General features: G+C 28.1%; 19 protein-coding genes. 5 read left to right on the forward strand and 14 right to left on the reverse strand.

The annotated features are described in order from the left end of the window. Positions 1-11: 11 nt before the first annotated feature. Entirely contained in the window at positions 12-221 is a 210-nt protein-coding gene (locus tag ACH5BH_RS07040) for a hypothetical protein (RefSeq protein WP_404305091.1), read from the reverse strand. 162 nt (positions 222-383) lie between these two features. Here ACH5BH_RS07040 and ACH5BH_RS07045 point away from each other — a divergent pair, with 162 nt between their 5' ends. Beyond that, positions 384-881, forward strand: coding sequence for a transglycosylase SLT domain-containing protein (locus ACH5BH_RS07045; protein ID WP_404305093.1), 498 nt, complete (start codon positions 384-386; stop codon positions 879-881). 31 nt (positions 882-912) lie between these two features. Here the strand turns inward: ACH5BH_RS07045 and ACH5BH_RS07050 are convergent, their stop codons facing one another. Together ACH5BH_RS07050 and ACH5BH_RS07055 are read right to left on the reverse strand one after the other, a co-directional pair. Next, positions 913-1410: a helix-hairpin-helix domain-containing protein gene (locus ACH5BH_RS07050; RefSeq protein WP_404305095.1), complete on the reverse strand. Its 498-nt coding sequence runs from the start codon at positions 1408-1410 to the stop codon at positions 913-915. Further along, the gene (locus ACH5BH_RS07055) at positions 1410-2231 is read right to left on the reverse strand and encodes an OmpA family protein (RefSeq protein WP_423297892.1); all 822 of its coding nucleotides are present in this window, start codon (positions 2229-2231) and stop codon (positions 1410-1412) included. The genes ACH5BH_RS07050 and ACH5BH_RS07055 overlap by 1 nt, the downstream gene beginning before the upstream one ends. Positions 2232-2423: 192 nt before the next feature. Between ACH5BH_RS07055 and ACH5BH_RS07060 the strand changes: the two genes are divergently transcribed. Further along, entirely contained in the window at positions 2424-3644 is a 1221-nt protein-coding gene (locus tag ACH5BH_RS07060) for an NAD(P)-dependent oxidoreductase (protein WP_423297893.1), read from the forward strand. On the opposite strand, the gene ACH5BH_RS07065 is transcribed toward ACH5BH_RS07060, so the two are convergent. Then, positions 3641-4069, reverse strand: coding sequence for a MarR family winged helix-turn-helix transcriptional regulator (locus ACH5BH_RS07065; protein WP_423297894.1), 429 nt, complete (start codon positions 4067-4069; stop codon positions 3641-3643). The two genes, ACH5BH_RS07060 and ACH5BH_RS07065, sit on opposite strands and share 4 nt — an antisense overlap. Positions 4070-4135: 66 nt before the next feature. Between ACH5BH_RS07065 and ACH5BH_RS07070 the strand changes: the two genes are divergently transcribed. Continuing rightward, positions 4136-4441 (forward strand): monooxygenase, encoded by a 306-nt coding sequence (locus tag ACH5BH_RS07070; protein WP_423297895.1) that lies wholly within the window; start codon positions 4136-4138, stop codon positions 4439-4441. 80 nt (positions 4442-4521) lie between these two features. Here the strand turns inward: ACH5BH_RS07070 and ACH5BH_RS07075 are convergent, their stop codons facing one another. Both ACH5BH_RS07075 and ACH5BH_RS07080 read right to left on the reverse strand, forming a co-directional pair. Continuing rightward, positions 4522-5262: a hypothetical protein gene (locus ACH5BH_RS07075; protein WP_423297896.1), complete on the reverse strand. Its 741-nt coding sequence runs from the start codon at positions 5260-5262 to the stop codon at positions 4522-4524. Between the two features lie 28 nt (positions 5263-5290). Beyond that, positions 5291-6664: a sensor histidine kinase gene (locus tag ACH5BH_RS07080; RefSeq protein WP_423297897.1), complete on the reverse strand. Its 1374-nt coding sequence runs from the start codon at positions 6662-6664 to the stop codon at positions 5291-5293. A 154-nt stretch (positions 6665-6818) separates the two neighbouring features. Between ACH5BH_RS07080 and hcp the strand changes: the two genes are divergently transcribed. Further along, positions 6819-8144: a hydroxylamine reductase gene (hcp, locus tag ACH5BH_RS07085; RefSeq protein WP_423297898.1), complete on the forward strand. Its 1326-nt coding sequence runs from the start codon at positions 6819-6821 to the stop codon at positions 8142-8144. 24 nt (positions 8145-8168) lie between these two features. Here the strand turns inward: hcp and ACH5BH_RS07090 are convergent, their stop codons facing one another. From ACH5BH_RS07090 to ACH5BH_RS07105, 4 genes are all read right to left on the reverse strand, one after another. Continuing rightward, positions 8169-9095, reverse strand: a complete 927-nt coding sequence (locus tag ACH5BH_RS07090) for an AEC family transporter (RefSeq protein ID WP_404305112.1) — start codon at positions 9093-9095, stop codon at positions 8169-8171. Positions 9096-9162: 67 nt separating this feature from the next. Beyond that, complete coding sequence (locus ACH5BH_RS07095; protein ID WP_423297899.1) at positions 9163-9582, reverse strand: Hsp20/alpha crystallin family protein; 420 nt, start codon at positions 9580-9582, stop codon at positions 9163-9165. Positions 9583-9702: 120 nt separating this feature from the next. Further along, on the reverse strand, positions 9703-10089 hold the full coding sequence (locus tag ACH5BH_RS07100; RefSeq protein WP_423297900.1) for a VOC family protein: 387 nt from the start codon (positions 10087-10089) through the stop codon (positions 9703-9705). Between the two features lie 191 nt (positions 10090-10280). Further along, entirely contained in the window at positions 10281-10544 is a 264-nt protein-coding gene (locus ACH5BH_RS07105) for a hypothetical protein (RefSeq protein WP_404305118.1), read from the reverse strand. Between the two features lie 110 nt (positions 10545-10654). Here ACH5BH_RS07105 and ACH5BH_RS07110 point away from each other — a divergent pair, with 110 nt between their 5' ends. Next, positions 10655-11146 carry a hypothetical protein gene (locus tag ACH5BH_RS07110; RefSeq protein WP_423297901.1) on the forward strand — a complete coding sequence of 164 codons (492 nt, stop codon included), beginning with the start codon at positions 10655-10657 and terminating at the stop codon, positions 11144-11146. A gap of 20 nt (positions 11147-11166) precedes the next feature. Here ACH5BH_RS07110 and ACH5BH_RS07115 read toward each other — a convergent pair whose 3' ends face one another. From ACH5BH_RS07115 to purB, 4 genes are all read right to left on the reverse strand, one after another. Continuing rightward, a complete protein-coding gene (locus tag ACH5BH_RS07115) occupies positions 11167-11313 on the reverse strand; it encodes a hypothetical protein (protein WP_423297902.1) in 147 nt (48 codons plus the stop codon). 71 nt (positions 11314-11384) lie between these two features. Further along, positions 11385-12416, reverse strand: coding sequence for a ribonucleotide-diphosphate reductase subunit beta (locus ACH5BH_RS07120; RefSeq protein ID WP_404305124.1), 1032 nt, complete (start codon positions 12414-12416; stop codon positions 11385-11387). 77 nt (positions 12417-12493) lie between these two features. Next, positions 12494-14878 (reverse strand): ribonucleoside-diphosphate reductase subunit alpha, encoded by a 2385-nt coding sequence (locus ACH5BH_RS07125; protein ID WP_404305126.1) that lies wholly within the window; start codon positions 14876-14878, stop codon positions 12494-12496. A 77-nt stretch (positions 14879-14955) separates the two neighbouring features. Beyond that, positions 14956-16284 (reverse strand): adenylosuccinate lyase, encoded by a 1329-nt coding sequence (gene purB, locus ACH5BH_RS07130; protein WP_404305128.1) that lies wholly within the window; start codon positions 16282-16284, stop codon positions 14956-14958. Positions 16285-16303: the final 19 nt, after the last annotated feature.

Below are 16303 nucleotides of genomic sequence, written 5' to 3' on the forward strand. Positions count from 1 at the left end.
AAGATAGATTTTTAATCTATCTTCATAGCTTCTTTGATTTCTTCGAAAGATATACCATTTCTTTTAGCCATTAAACCCATGTTTACTATTCTTACGATGTGATTTGGTATATTTTTGTATGTTGTAAAAGTTGTAGCTTTTACACCTATATTTTCTGCGAAACTCTTCTGAGAAGAGAAGCCTATTTCTCTAATTGTTTTTTTAAATTCTCTTTTTTCCAATTTTTATAACTCGTTAAAATTTTTTCGGAATTATATTCTTAAAAGCTAAATACTAGATTAAATTAAGGCATAATCCTAGTAATTTATAGTAAGAATTTGACAAATAATAGTTTTTTATATATAATGCGCGCCAAAATTAAGTGAAAATAAAGGAGACCTTTAATGAATTTGAAAATAATTCTATTTGTTTCACTGTTAATTAGTAGTATCTTTGCAAATAATTTTAACCCTTCAAAACTATCAAAAGAAGATATTAAGATGTTAAAAATGATTAAACAGCAGGGTGAAAAATATGGTTTAAGTTACTCTTTAATGGCAATTGCAATAAAAGAGTCATCTTTAGGTAAATACCTTGTAAACGTAAATAGTAAAGACTTTGGACTATACCAAGCAAACATAAAAACTGTTATAAGTAGAGCAAAAGTAAGAGACACTTCATGGAATAGAAATAGATATGCAATGAAGTTAATTTCAGACTTTAGTTTTGCTACAAAAAATGCAATTGCTGAGTTAAAATATTGGAAGAAAGTTCACAATAATAATTGGCGAAGAGTATGGAGTAGTTATAATGGTGGTTGGAGTTATAACTCAAAAAGAGCTAGAAAATACTCAAGAGATATTGCTTCAATTGTTAGAAAACTAAAAAAAGCAAATGTTTAAAAACTTAAATATAACTAGATTCTAGTTATATTTAATCAACTTCTACTTCCTTATCTTCAACTTTCTGAGAATAAATCGTTTCTTTTCCTGATGACAAAATCCTAGCTTGATCTACCCACTGATATTTCTTAACACAACCTGGCAATTGAAGAAACTCTTCTATCCAATCTGCATTTTTACTTGTCCATTTTGCAATTTGATCAAAATGAAAAATACCAATATTATTTAAATCTTTTTCAATTTTAGAGTTTACACCTTTTATTTTTTTAAGATTATCTTTTCCTGCTTGTCTTGGACTTGATAAAATTAAAGGTTTATTATCTACACTTGAATTCTTCTTAAAAATAGGATTGATATTAGACCTTCTAGCATTTGGCTGTAAACTCGCACCGTCATCTATTCTATCTGTATTATCTACTGGTGGCGAATATGAAACTTTTGAGGCTCTTCCTAAAAAGAATCCTATTAACATTCCAATAAATGCTGCTATTATTAAGTTTACAACTATTAAAGAAGCTATCTCTAACATCAGTTTTCTCCTATTATATTAATCTCAACTCTTCTATTTATTTCTGATAAACCATTTTTATCATCTTTTGCTATTGGAAATTTTTCTCCATATCCAACGGCTTTTAATCTATCTTTATTTACTCCTAAAGCTATTAGTTTATCTTTTACACTATTAGCCCTATTTTGAGATATTCTTTGGTTTAAAGAAGCTCTACCTCTTGAGTCAGTATGTCCTGCAATTTCAACTTTTATATTTTCATTTTCCATAAGAAGAGTAGCTATTTTTTCTACACTTGAAGTAGATTCTTTAGTAATATCAACACTTCTTCTTTTAAAAACAATCTTATTTTGTTTTAAAATATCATTTATTTGTATTTGCAATTGTTCAGGAGTAGGCTTTTCTTCTATTTCTTCTTTTTCTTTAGTTTCTTCTATTTGCTCTTGTATTTCTTCTTGGTTTATCGATTCTTCTTGACTTGATGTAAAATCTGTTGTTTCTTCTTCTTTATTATCTTTTGTTAGTTCTTTTTGAAGAGCCTGTTCATCGACAATAATTTCTTCTTCTATGTTAATAGGTTTATTTGTAGTCACTTCTTCTATGACTTCTTTATTTGAAGCATCTTTAAGTAAATCATCTTTAATCTTAAGAGCTTTTATTTTCATGTTTTCAATATATTTAGAAATAGATTGAGTATTAAAATTCATAAATAGTTCATCTGAGTTTAGCAAAGATTTTGAATATTTATCTTCAATTTTGCTGTAATCAAAACTAATTACAGTATAAAAAATAAATACGATTAATATAATTAATAATGAAAAAATTTTTGCACCCAATGACATATTTTGTTCCCTTAAAAAGGTAAGTTATTTAAAACATATATTATATATAAAATTTATAAAAAATAACTGTAACAATGAGTTTTTTTAAAATAAATTTTTACTTATATTATAAAAATAGTTTAAAAATTTTACATTATTATAAAAATATCATACATTAGCTATAATATATAAAAAATATAGCAAAGGATTTAGATGCAACATATTATAAATTCAGCTCAAACATGTTTAGACTGTAAAAAACCAAAATGTCAAAAAGGATGTCCTGTTGGAACTCCAATTGCTGAAATGATAAGATTATTCTTAGCAGGAGATATAAAAGAAGCAGGAGAAAAAGTATTTGAGAACAATCCCTTATCAATTATTTGTTCACTTGTTTGTCCCCATGAGAAACATTGTGAAGGTCACTGTGTTTTAAATAAAAAGCATACTCCTGTAAATGTAGGTGGAATTGAAAACTATATTTCAACTTACTATATGAATTATAGAGAATTTGAAAAACCAAAACAGCTTGGAAGAAACATAGCTATTATTGGTTCAGGACCTGCTGGTATAAGCCTTGCTATGATTATGGCTTTAAAAGGCTATAGTGTTACTATGTATGAGGGAAATGATAAGATTGGAGGAGTTTTAAGATTTGGTATTCCTGATTTTAGACTTGATAAAACAATCCTTGATAAAATAGAAGGAAATCTTCTTAAAATTGGTGTTAAAATTAGAAAAAATATTATGATTGGTAAAAATATCACTATTGATGATTTATTTAGAGATGACTTTGATGCTGTGTTTATAGGTACTGGTGTATGGAGACCAAAAAAACTAGGTATTAAAGGTGAGAGTTTAGGAAATGTACACTTTGCTATTGACTACTTAAAAACTCCAAAATCTTATGACCTAGGAAAAAAAGTTATAGTTGTAGGTGCAGGAAATGTTGCTATGGATGTTGCTAGAACAGCTATTAGAAGTGGGGCAAGAGAAGTTCAAATCATGTATAGAAAAGATGAAGAAAATATGCCTGCTGAAAGAATAGAAATTGAACATGCAAAAATAGATGGAGTAAAATTTAATCTATTTAAATCCCCTTTAGAGTTTACGCCAGAGGGAATAAAATATGAAACAACAAACCCTCAAGAAGAAAAGATACAAGGTTTTGAGCAAGCTGATTCAATTTTAGTTGCCATATCTCAAACAGCTAGAGATTTAATTGTAAAAAATAATGCTGGTTTATACTTAGGAGATGATGGTCTGTTAGAAAGTGATGAAAATGGTTGTACTACAAGAAAAGGTGTTTTCGCCTCAGGAGATGTAGTAACAGGTGCAAGAACAGTAGTTGAAGCTGTTGCTTTTTCTAAAAAAGTTTCTGTAGCAATAGAAGAATATATATCTACACTTCCACCTAAAAATAAAGCTTCTTAAGCTTTATTTTTTTCATTTAAAAAATCAAAAATTTTTGATTGAACTTCAATATATTTTTCTAAATCTTCTTTTCCTATAAGTTTAGAAAGATTCTTTTGAGTTTCTTCAATAAACCTATCTGCTTTTTCAATTAAAACCTCACTTTTATCAGTCAATAAAATAGATTTTTCTTTTTTGTTTACTTGTTGAACAAAGGTTAAATAACCTAATTCTTCAAGTTTTTTGAGATTTTTATGCATGGCTTGTCTTGAATATCCAAGCTTTTTTGCTAAATTTGAAATAGAAATATTCTCATACTCTTTTATATATGGAAAAATCAATATAAGTGAACTTGAAAGGTCTAAAAAACCTTCTTTCTCTAACTCTTTTAAAATCAATTCATTAAAAACTTTTCCCGTTTCTAAAGATAAAAAACATAGTGACATTTGTAAACCTAGTTGACAATTTAATACTTTTTATGTATCATTACAATAAAACTTTAGGAGTATAACATGAAATACCTTATGCAAATTGACTTTCCTCATGAAGGACCTTTTGGTGATGAATTAACTACTGCTATGAATGATTTAGCAAAAGACATAGCAAATGAAAATGGATTAATATTTAAATTATGGACAGAAAATAAAGATACAAAAGAAGCAGGAGGAGTTTATCTTTTTGATAATCTTGATGATGCAAAAAGATATTTAGAAAAACACACAGCAAGACTAGAAGCTTTTGGATACACAAATCTAAGAAGTAAGATTTTTGAAGTAAATGAAGAGTTAAGTAAACTTAGCAAGTCTACTTTTCTTTAGGAATTAAAATCTAAAATAGGTGTAAAATACTATTTTTATATTCAATCTAAAACATACACCTATTTTAAGATTATTATATACTACTCACTGTAGTTAACATAGTTATTTAATACTTTCGTATAAAAATCACTTACCTCTTTATACTGTTTAAATATGTCTATATTATCTCTAGTACTATTCATATCTTGTTGAAGTCTTGCTGTATAGTTATATAAAAATTCTTCAAAGTTGATATTTACATCATCTTTATTATGAGGCCCAAACCCAGCAAGGTTTCCAATATTTGCTCCTTCTTGAAATCCAGGTAAAGCCTCCTTACCTGAGGCAAGTTGAGATAGATTTAATGCTAACATACTAAAATAATTACTTCTAACTCTAGGATCTTCGATTTCATTCATCGTTTTATATAAAACCTTATTAAACTTATCATCCCCTGTATAAGTAGCTGCTGCTAATAAATGAAAAGATTTTCCTTCTAATACTCCTATTATTGGTAAATCCATATTACCTGACCAATCTCTTAAGACAACCCCATGCATTGTTTGTGTTTGTTCAAATGATAACTTTTTCATATCTTCATCATCTAAACTACCATCTGATAAAAGCTCTCTAAATAGTTTTGCATCCTCTTCATTTAAACTATCAAAGGCTTTATATTTATCTAAATACTCTAATATCTCGCTTTTCTCTTCAACTTTTTCACTATCCATAAGTGATGAAAATGTTTGTGTTTCTTCTGCTTTTGCATTAGATTCACTTTGCTTTGAGGAAACTTGACTATTTATTGTTTGATAACTATTATATGTAGTTCCTATTTGCATTTTAATATCCTTATTTAGTATTTATATATTATTTTTTAATTTTAATAATAAAACAAGCACCTTTATATTTAATACCTTCATATTCAAACTCGTGATTTTTTGCACTAATTGAGCCTTTTAACTTTTCCATAATTGTTTTACTCATATAAAGACCAATTCCTGTACCATCTTTTTCTTTTTTAGTACTAAATTTATAATCAAAAATCTTTTCAATGATACTATTTGGAATTCCTCCTGCATTGTCAAAAATATTTAAATATATATACTTTTCATCATTTGTAGTCTCAATTTTTATGAGTTTTTTGCTATTTTTTATCTTTTCTAACTCATCAATTGAGTTATTTAAAATATTCATTATTACTTGAACTAATTCATTTTCTCTTCCTAAAATTATATAGTCCTTAAATTTAATATCTAAAACTATATCTTTTTCATTGAGTCTTGAGCTTAATAGAGATTGTGTTTTTTTTAACATATTATTTAAAGAAAAATCTTTTTTTTCATCACTTTTATAAAACTCTCTAAATACATCAATAGTAGAATTTAAATGACTTACAGCTTTTGAAATTTTGTCTAAAGAATAATCAATAATTTCATCATCTAATTCATCAAAACTTTTTTTTAATTTCATTCCTGAAACTGAAGTTCCTATAATAGCTAGAGGCTGTCTCCATTGATGAGCTATATTTTCTAGCATTTCTCCTAATGAAGCTAGTTTTGATTGTTCTATCAAGATTAAATCTTTTTTTCTTATGTTTGATACTTGTTCTTTTACTTCTTTTTCTAATTTATCATTATTAAATATTAAATGCTTAAAAATATAGTATGAAAAAAGAAATATTAGTATTATAAAAAATATAATAACTGTTGAAAATATTGTTATATTCTCATCAAAATCTTTTTCTATTTTATTTGCTTCATTATTTAATAAACTTAATGCTTCTTCAAGAGAAGAACTATATATATTTTTAGCTTCAATATACTCTTTAGAAAATAAAAAATCTTTTGCCTCTAAATGTTTTTTATTTATTGCTAATCGTAAAGCTTTTTCTTCAAATTCAACTAATTTTATATTAGCTTCTTCTACTTCTTTTAATTTATCCTTAACAATAGGCATTTGTTTCTCTATTTGAGCTATTATTTTATCAAGCTTTTTTACATTTTTATAATATCTATCTGTCCAATATAAAGTATTATCATATAAAGCAATTCGTGAGGACATAGTAAGAACCTCATCGTAGTAACGAACTTTTTCAGATAAAACTATAATATTATCAATATCTTTTTGCTTTTCTATATTTTCATTGATTCTTATTATTGAAAAAATTGAAATAAAAAAAGAGATACAAGATAAAATTATAAAAAGTAAAATTTGGTTTTTATAAACATTTTGATAAATCATAATTAACTCCAATATTAAATAATTATTTTACTATAATAAAAAATATAATTCAACTTTATAATTGATATTTCATTGATTAATATCAATGTTTTCTTCTTACAATACACATATAATTTCATAAAATTTAAAGATAATAAATAAAAAGGATTAAAATATGAGTATGTTTTGTTATCAATGTGAAATGAGTCAAAAGGGTGGTTGTGGTAGCACTGGTGCAACTGTAGGTACATGTGGTAAGGATGAAAACTTAGCAAGATTACAAGATATTATGATTTTTGGTCTTAAAGGTCTTAGTGCATATAGAGAGCATTTAAATACTTTTAAACCAGAGCAAACAAAAGAGATTGATGATGTAATGTCTGAAACATTATACTTCACACTTACAAACGTAAACTTCAACTTCCAAGATCACGTAAATCAACTTATGAAAATCGGTAGTGCAGGTGTTAAAGTAATGAACCTTTTAGGTGAAGCACACACTAACAAATTTGGTATTCCAACTCCTGTAGTAGTACCTCAAAACAAAGTAGAAGGTAAAGCTATTTTAGTTTCTGGTCACGATTTAGAATTCTTTGAAAAATTATTAATTGCTACAGAAGATAAGGGTATCAATGTTTATACTCACTCTGAAATGTTACCAGCTCACGGTTACCCAGAGTTAAGAAAGTTCAAACACTTAAAAGGAAATGTTGGTAAAGCATGGTTTGACCAAGCAAAACTAATGGAAAAATTCCCTGGAACATTTGTAGTTAATACTAACTGTATTGTACCACCAAAGAAAAACAGCACTTATATTGATAGAGTATTTACTCACAAAATCGTAGGTATTGAAGGTTCTACTCCAATTGAAGATTACAACTTTGATGAATTAATTGAAAAAACTTTAGCCTGTCCAAGTGCTAATGGTGTTGACTTAAATGAAGATACGACTTTAACAACAGGTCACAACTACAAAACAGTACTTACACTTGCACCTCAAATCTTAAAAGCAATAAAAGAGGGTAAAATCAAGAAATTCTTCGTAGTAGCAGGATGTGATGCACCAGGTAAACCAGGTGAGTACTACAGAGAATTAACTGAAAACTTACCAAAAGATACAGTAATCTTAACTTCTTCATGTGGTAAGTTTAGATTCAATGATATTGACTTTGGAGAAATCGAAGGTACAGGAATTCCTAGATACTTAGACTTAGGACAATGTAATGACTCTTATGGTGCAGTAGAAATCGCAAAAGCATTAAGTGATGCATTAGATACTCCAATCAATGACTTACCAGTATCAATCGTATTATCATGGATGGAACAAAAAGCAGTAATTATTCTTTTAGCATTATTCTCTTTAGGTGTAAAAGATATTTACTTAGGGCCAAAACCTCCACAATTTGTAAATGAAGATATTTTCAACTTCTTATCTGAAAACTTCAACTTAACACTTACAACAAATGCAAAAGACGATTTGAAAAAACTTCTTTGCGCATAAATAAAAGAGCTTAGGCTCTTTTATTTAAAACCCTCCGTATAAAGCTAAAACTACAGGAATATATAATATTGATACAATTGTACTTAATATAACAGTAAAACTAGCCTTTTGGGGTTTTGCATTTAAAAGTACTGCTAAAGTTACTGTATTTCCTGCAAGAGGTACTATAGAAAATAAAAACAAGACTTTATATAAATCTTCATTTAAAAACATGACATAAGTTTTATCTATATAAATTACTGCAAGCATTGCTAAAGGCCAAAAAATAAACTTCAATATAAAAGTAATAGAAATAAATTTTGTATCTAAATCACTTCCTCTTTGAAGACCAATAAGTCCCATACCTAACATCATCATTCCTAAAATTCCATAAGCCCCTTTAAATTGCCCTGTATATGCACTAATAGCCTCAGGTATTTGAACTCCTATTAGATTACAAATTATACCTAATACAAAAGCATATAAAATAGGAAGTCTCAACATTTTCATAATTGATTGTTTTACAGTAAAGTTTCCTTTTGCTGTTACATAAAAACCACTTGTGCTTTCATATAAAAGTGAAGCTAAAACAGTAAATATATAAATATCAGCTAAATGGGGAGGGAAGAAGATAATAGCTAAAGGAATACCAAAATAACCAGTATTTCCAGTTCCTGCGCTAAATGCTAAAATATTTCCTGTTGGGTCATTCCATGATTTACCCCAAATAAACAGAGACAAAAAAGCAATGATAGAGCAAAACAGATATAAAAAGACAGGTAAAAACAGAATTGATAAATCAATCTTTACACTAAGAGTTGCTGAAAATACAACAATAGGACCTAAAATATAAATCAATATATTAGCAATTGACTCTCTTTTTACATCTAAAAATTTTGTAGATATATAGCCTAAAACTATATTTATATAAAGTGGAAAAATCTTAAGTAAGATTATAAAAAACAGTGACATACTCTCTCCTAACTTTGACTATACAGTCAAGGAAAGAATATATCACATTTTTTATATATAAGTCAAGTTATTTAATTTCTATTTTTCTTTTTGTTTCATCTTCATTAATCTTTGGTAAAACTACTTCTAGAACTCCATTTTGGCTTGAAGCACTTATATTTTCTACATCTATATTGTCAGGAAGTGTAAATACTCTTTGAAATTTACCAAATGAACTTTCAACTTTATAATAATCTTCTTCTTTTACTTCATCTTTAAAAGTTCTTTCTCCTGAAATTGTAAGAGTTCTATCTTTAATATCAATATTAATATCTTCTTTTTCCATACCTGGTAAATCAACATCAATATGATAAGCATATTCACCTTCTCTTGTGTTTACACTTGGAGCAAAAGTACTGATTCCTGTATCATTACTTTTATTATTGTAAGTCATAAGACTTGGCATATTCATAAAATCTTTAAATGGATCAAATTTAGTTACTAACATTACTATCTCCTTTTATTAACTTTATATGAGTTTTATCAACTCTTGATGAAATATTAACAAATTTTTTAGCACTTGTCAAGAGTAAGTGCTAATATATTTAGCAATTAATTAAAATGAGTGCTAATTAATGTAATTTGATAACTCTATTAAATTTTTATCTGGATCTCTTAAATAAATAGAATTTATCAAACCTTTTGCACCTGTTCTTTGAACTATTCCTTCTTCTATTTCAATACCTAAAGATTCAATATATAATTTTGCTTCTTCTATTTGAGTATCAATAATAAAACATAAATCTGCACTACCTTCTTTCACATTATAAGCTTTAGGCTCAAACTCTTTCCCTAACTGATGTAAGTTAATTTTAGAATTTCCAAATCTCAATGCAACTCTATTTTCTTTGAAAATCTCTTTTTTCATACCTAAAACTTTTTCATAAAAATCAACTGTTTTATCCATATTTTTAACAGTCAATACAAAATGATCTAAGCTATTTATATTAATCATATTTTATACCTTATATTAAAAAGCTATTGAAAGATATCCCATAAATATACCAAAAGAGTATACTCCTGCACATAAACCAAAAAACTTCATATTTTCATAACTTGTCATTTGTATTCCTTTGTTAATAAATACTAGTATTATAAAGTATTTTGGTTTCATATTGATTACCCAATAACTATTTAGTTATAAATTTATATTTTACTTTCTTTAGTTATTTCAATCCAAAAAAACTTATTTCCACTTCCTTTTTCAACAGCTTTCCAACCAAATGATGTTGAATGAAAGTATAATGTATCTTTTATAATTTTAAATGTAGTTTCAATATCTACTTGCTCTCCAAAAGCCTCATTAAATATCACATACAAATACTCACCATCTTCTTCAAAGTCATATCTAAAGTTTGTAAAATCTACTAATTGTTTATCTAAAAAGTCTTTTACTTTTTGTTTTATCATCATAAATCCTTATTTATATTAAATATTTGTATTTTATGTTTTTATACCTTGAAGCTATATAATATAGTAATTTACTCATGTTTATGTTAGAATAATTAAAAGGAGATACAATGAAAACATTGCTTACAATAATAGTTTTAATAAGTGCTGTTTTTGCTTCCCCTCCTGAAGAGTTTGATAGAAAGCTTTATAATCAAGGGGAGCAGATATTTGATAAAAAATGTAGTGAATGTCATAAAAAATCTATGAATATAGGTTTACTTATGAAAAATTTTGTAGAAGAAAATAATAAACTTTTAAATCTAAAAGCCCCAACAGGAAATGAAATATCATATAGATTAAAAAGTCAAGTTGGAAGTAAAGATGATATAGAGTTTCAACTTATGGAAACAGGTGATTTTTTAGTGGATTATCTTTATAACCCTGATATTAAAAAAACTATATGCTTAGAGGCGGTAATAAGACACTTTGATACTATGCCAAGTATGAAGGGTAAAATTACAGAAGATGAAATAAGAACAGTAGGTCACTTCTTATACTTCCTTGAGGGATTTAATGGAATTAACAAGTACTATCACAATATAGATAAAGAGTTTGAATAAAGAAGAATAGATTTTCTTCTTTACTTCTTTTGAGCCGGCTGTTGTCCTAAAGCCTTTTGTTTTTGCTGTTGTTCTTGTTCTATAATAGTGTTGTATTTATTAACTAAAATATTTACCATATAACCCATCGAAACAACAATCAAAACTATTATAAATATATTTTTCAAACTCTCTCCTAAGTACTGCTTCAACGCAGAGTTTGCTTAAATTTTTACACTCTCTTTGAGAAAAAGTCCTATTAAAAATCGTCGAAGTCGATTGAACCCTTAGAATAGTTAACAACATTCCCTTCAAAGAAGTTTGTTCTTTGGTCATTAAATGAAGCATAACCATCTACCCATGGAATAGGGTGTTTTACATTGTATTCTGGTTTATATCCAACTGCTTCTAATCTTCTATCTGCAAGATACTGAATATATTGAGTGATAATAGCATCTGTAAATCCTAAAATCTGCCCTTGAGTGATATATGCACCCCAAGAAGCTTCTAGTTCTACGGCTTTTCTAAACATACCTCTTACAGTTTGTTCTAATTCAGGTGTAAATAAATCAGGTCTTTCTTTTCTAACAGAGTTAATCATATTTTGGAATAAAAGTAAATGTGTTACTTCATCTCTTTGAATAAATCTAATCATCTGAGAAGAACCAAGCATTTTTCCTGATTTTCCAAGAGCATACATTGCTGCAAAACCTGCATAGAAGTATAAACCTTCTAAAATCTGATTAGCAAACATAGCAAGAAGAATTTTTTCATCAGTAATTTCTTCTCCATCTCCTGCTGTTAAACTTTTATATACATCAGCTATATAATTGTTTTTTTCTCTTAATTTTAAATCTGTTTTCCACATATTATAAATTTCATCTGTATTATCAGAAATCGACTCTACCATTACAGCATAAGATTTAGAGTGGTTTGCTTCCTCATAAGATTGTCTTGATAAACAAGCATTAACCTCAGGAGCTGTGATATAAGGGTTGATATTATCCATTAAGTTGTTTGTTTGTAATGAATCCATAAAAATTAATTGTGATAATACTAAATCATACATTCTTTTTTCAGGAGGAGTAAGATACTTATAATCTTTTGCATCACCTGTCATTTGAACTTCTTTAGGGAACCATGTATTTGCTTCCATTGTATCCCATAAGTTTAGTGCCCACTGATACTTTAACTTTGTAAAGTTAATCATACCATCTGGATTTCCTCCAAAAATTCTTCTATCTGTTAAGTTTTCATTTGATTGTGGGTTATATATCGTTTTTCTATCCATTAGGATTGTCCTCTAAGTTTTTAATCTATTTTATAAATTTCTTTTTATTTTTTGTATGAAAAAAGTGTAAGGTTATCTTATTGACAACCTGCACACTCCATACTTCTATCTTCAACATCATTATTAGCTTCAGGAGATTGACTTCTTAGGTAATATGTTGATTTAAGACCTAGTTTCCAAGCTAGTGTATAGATTTCATGTAAATATCTACCACTTGCTTTATCTAAACTCATAAAGATATTTGTTGACTGACCTTGATCAATCCATTTTTGTCTAATTGCAGCTGCTCTAATTACATTTAATTGATCAACTTCAAATGCTGGCGTATAATAAGACCATGTTTCAGGGCTTAATTTAGGTACAACTACAGGAATTAAACCTGATAAATTTTCTTCAAACCATTTTCTTTTATATACAGGCTCAATTGCTTGAGTTGTACCAACTAAGATTGAAATAGATGAAGTAGGTGCCACTGCCATTAGGTAACCATTTCTCATACCATCTTTTTTAACTTTTTCTCTTAACTCTTCCCAATCATAAGCTGAGTCAAATAAGTCTCTATTTACTAATGCTTTAACAGCTTGAGGAGAATGGTCATGAGGCATAATACCTTGACTCCATTTAGAACCTTCAAAAGTAGGGTAAATACCTTTTTCAGTAGCTAAATCAGAAGATGACTTAATAGCATTATATGAAATTGCTTCCATAATTTGATCAATCTTTTTAAAGTGTTCTTCGCTTCCCCAAACTAATTGATGTTCAGCTAACATTTGAGCTTCACCCATTACTCCAAGACCTATTGATCTTGATTTTAAGTTAGTTGCTTTAACCTTTCTTAATGGATAAAAGTTTAAATCAATAACATTATCAAGCATTCTTACTGCAATAGGAACAACTCTTTCAATGTCTTCTTTTGTATTTATTCTTGATAAGTTTACAGAAGCTAAGTTACAAACAGCCGTATCACCATCTGTTTTATCTTTTTCTACGATAAATATTCTTTTTCCATTGATTGAATCAAGTGCTGTTACTTTGTTGGCTTTCTTTTGAATTCCACCATCAACAGTAATTAAATCTTCTTCTTCATAAGTTTCAATAGAACCATCTTCAAACTCTAATTTAATTTTATAGTGGTTAGGGTTTGTATTTTGGAAAATTTCTGTACAAAGATTAGAAGATCTGATATGTCCTACATGAGAGTTTGGATTTGCTTTATTTGCATTATCTTTAAAACAAAGGAATGGAGAACCTGACTCAAAATAAGAAGTTAAGATTTTTTTCCATAAATCTTTTGCTTTCATTCTATCTTTTGTGATATTTTCATCTTCTTCATATTCTAAATATTTAGCTCTAAAAGCATCACCATGAAGTTCTGATAAATCTTTTACTTCATAAGGATCAAATAAAGTCCAATGAGAATCTTCTAAAACTCTTTCCATAAATAAATCAGTTATCCATAAAGAAGGGAATAAATCATGTGCTCTTCTTCTTTCTTCCCCAGAGTTTTTCTTAAGATCAATAAAATCTACTATATCCATGTGCCAAGGTTCAAGATATACAGCAATAGCTCCTTTTCTAGTACCTAGTTGATCAACAGCTAAAGCTACATCATTTGTAATCTTTAAGAATGGAACTGTACCACCAGCAGCACTTTTATGGTCATCAATAACACCACCTAAAGATCTAACTTGGTTCCAATCCCAACCAATACCACCACCATATTTAGATAATAGTGCCATTTCATGATATGCGTCAAAAATCCCTTCAATATTATCAGGTGTTGAACCAATATAACAAGAAGATAATTGATGTCTATTTGTTCTTGCATTTGATAAAGTAGGAGTTGCTAGCATAACTTCAAATTTAGATACTACATCATAAAAGTCTTTTGCTGCTTGTTGTTTATTTTCTTCATTTTGAGCTAAGAACATAGCAATTGCCATGAACATTTGTTGTGGTAATTCAATTGGGTTACCATATTTATTTTTGATTAAATATCTATCATATAAAGTCTTAATTCCAAGGTAATTAAAAAGATAATCTCTTGAAGGATCCATGTGATTATTTAAGTCATCTAAATCATATCCCTCACCAAGATTAGGAATTAATCTACCTGCTTCTTTTCCATATTTTAGGTAATCTTTTAAATGGCAATAAGGCTCACCTTTGATACCATGAGTCTCTTTTCCAACTCTATGATATAGGTCAAATAAATATAATCTTGCAGCAACAAATGTCCAGTTTGGAACATCTATATCAATTTTTTCTACTGCTGTTTTAATTAGTGCATCTTGTACATCAGAACTTTTCATTCCGTCTACAAATTTAATTTGTGAATCTAGTTCTAATTCACTTTGAGATACTCCATCTAACTCTTCAGTTGCTTCAATAGTCATTTTTTGGATTTTAGTAATATCTAAAACCTCTTTTCGACCATTTCGTTTTTGAATCATAATTGCCATTTTTATTACCTTCTAATATTTAAAATTTGTTTGTATTTTTATAAATTATTTGAAAACTTTTTTATTTAATAATTTGATTACTTAAAAACTCTCTTGAAAATTGCATTTACATTTTTAGTATAGTAATCATAGTTGAAACATTCTCTAATTTGCTCTTCACTTAATTTTGCTCTTAAATCTTTATCCGCTAATAAGTGTCCTAGGTATAAAGACTCACCTTTTTTATTTACTGTAGGTTTACCTTCTTTAATCTCTGCCCATACTTTCATAGCATTTCTTTGAACAATTTTATAAGCTTCTTCTCTTGAAACACCAGCTTTTGGTAATTCTAATAATACTCTTTGAGAGAATACTAAACCACCAGTTAAGTTTAAATTTTTCATCATATTTTCTGGCATTACAGTTAAGTTCGCAATTACATTGTTCATTCTATGAAGCATAAAATCAGTTGTAATAAATGCATCTGGTAACCAGAATCTTTCATTTGATGAGTGTGAGATATCTCTTTCATGCCATAACGCAACATTTTCCATTGCAGGGTTTGCATAAGCTCTAATTGTTCTAGCAAGTCCTGTAATATTTTCTGTTAAAATAGGGTTTCTTTTATGTGGCATTGCAGAAGAACCTTTTTGACCTTTTGCAAAATATTCTTCAGCTTCATAAACTTCTGTTCTTTGTAAATGTCTTACTTGTACAGCAAATTTTTCGATAGTTGATGCTAATAAGGCTAGGGCTGTTGCAAGTCTTGCGTATCTGTCTCTATGTACAACTTGATTTGAACAAGGTTCTGGTTTTAAACCTAATTCTTTCATTGCATACTCTTCAAGTTCTAAAGGAGCATGGGCAAAGTTACCCATAGCACCAGAGATTTGACCAACAGAAATTACTTTCATTGTTTCTTTTAAATTTTTAAGATGTCTAGCCATTTCATCATACCATACGCATAAAGTAAGACCAAATGTAATAGGCTCACCATGGATACCATGAGATCTTCCTACCATTAGAGTATATTTATGCTCTTTTGCTCTTTTTTTGATTGATTTCATAAGCATTTTTACATCTTTAATTACAATTTTTAAAGAATCTCTCATTTGTAATGCAACACCTGTATCAACAGCATCAGAAGAAGTCATTCCATAGTGAAACCATCTTGACTCATCACCTAAAGATTCTGAAACACTTGTATTAAATGCAATTAAATCATGTTTTGTAACTGCTTCAATCTCTTCAATTCTTTCAACTGAAAAAGTTGCATTTTTTACAATCTTTTCACAATCTTTATCAGGAATAAGTCCTAATTTGTTCCATGCTTTTACAGCTGCTTTTTCAACTTCAAGCCATGCAGCATATCTTGCATGTTGCGTCCAATGTTTTGACATCTCTTCTCTTGCATATCTTTCAACCATCTACAAATCCCTTATTATC

This window comes from Arcobacter rhizosphaerae, from assembly GCF_049472155.1.
Lineage (GTDB): Bacteria > Campylobacterota > Campylobacteria > Campylobacterales > Arcobacteraceae > Arcobacter_B.

Bases quoted from the DNA above. Each gene is read 5' to 3' on its own strand.
- ACH5BH_RS07045 (WP_404305093.1), top strand. From the start codon at position 384: ATGAATTTGAAAATAATTCTATTTGTTTCACTGTTAATTAGTAGTATC.
- ACH5BH_RS07050 (WP_404305095.1), bottom strand. From the start codon at position 1,410: ATGTTAGAGATAGCTTCTTTAATAGTTGTAAACTTAATAATAGCAGCA.
- ACH5BH_RS07055 (WP_423297892.1), bottom strand. From the start codon at position 2,231: ATGTCATTGGGTGCAAAAATTTTTTCATTATTAATTATATTAATCGTA.
- ACH5BH_RS07060 (WP_423297893.1), top strand. From the start codon at position 2,424: ATGCAACATATTATAAATTCAGCTCAAACATGTTTAGACTGTAAAAAA.
- ACH5BH_RS07065 (WP_423297894.1), bottom strand. From the start codon at position 4,069: ATGTCACTATGTTTTTTATCTTTAGAAACGGGAAAAGTTTTTAATGAA.
- ACH5BH_RS07070 (WP_423297895.1), top strand. From the start codon at position 4,136: ATGAAATACCTTATGCAAATTGACTTTCCTCATGAAGGACCTTTTGGT.
- ACH5BH_RS07075 (WP_423297896.1), bottom strand. From the start codon at position 5,262: ATGCAAATAGGAACTACATATAATAGTTATCAAACAATAAATAGTCAA.
- ACH5BH_RS07080 (WP_423297897.1), bottom strand. From the start codon at position 6,664: ATGATTTATCAAAATGTTTATAAAAACCAAATTTTACTTTTTATAATT.
- hcp (WP_423297898.1), top strand. From the start codon at position 6,819: ATGAGTATGTTTTGTTATCAATGTGAAATGAGTCAAAAGGGTGGTTGT.
- ACH5BH_RS07090 (WP_404305112.1), bottom strand. From the start codon at position 9,095: ATGTCACTGTTTTTTATAATCTTACTTAAGATTTTTCCACTTTATATA.
- ACH5BH_RS07095 (WP_423297899.1), bottom strand. From the start codon at position 9,582: ATGTTAGTAACTAAATTTGATCCATTTAAAGATTTTATGAATATGCCA.
- ACH5BH_RS07100 (WP_423297900.1), bottom strand. From the start codon at position 10,089: ATGATTAATATAAATAGCTTAGATCATTTTGTATTGACTGTTAAAAAT.
- ACH5BH_RS07105 (WP_404305118.1), bottom strand. From the start codon at position 10,544: ATGATAAAACAAAAAGTAAAAGACTTTTTAGATAAACAATTAGTAGAT.
- ACH5BH_RS07110 (WP_423297901.1), top strand. From the start codon at position 10,655: ATGAAAACATTGCTTACAATAATAGTTTTAATAAGTGCTGTTTTTGCT.
- ACH5BH_RS07120 (WP_404305124.1), bottom strand. From the start codon at position 12,416: ATGGATAGAAAAACGATATATAACCCACAATCAAATGAAAACTTAACA.
- ACH5BH_RS07125 (WP_404305126.1), bottom strand. From the start codon at position 14,878: ATGGCAATTATGATTCAAAAACGAAATGGTCGAAAAGAGGTTTTAGAT.
- purB (WP_404305128.1), bottom strand. From the start codon at position 16,284: ATGGTTGAAAGATATGCAAGAGAAGAGATGTCAAAACATTGGACGCAA.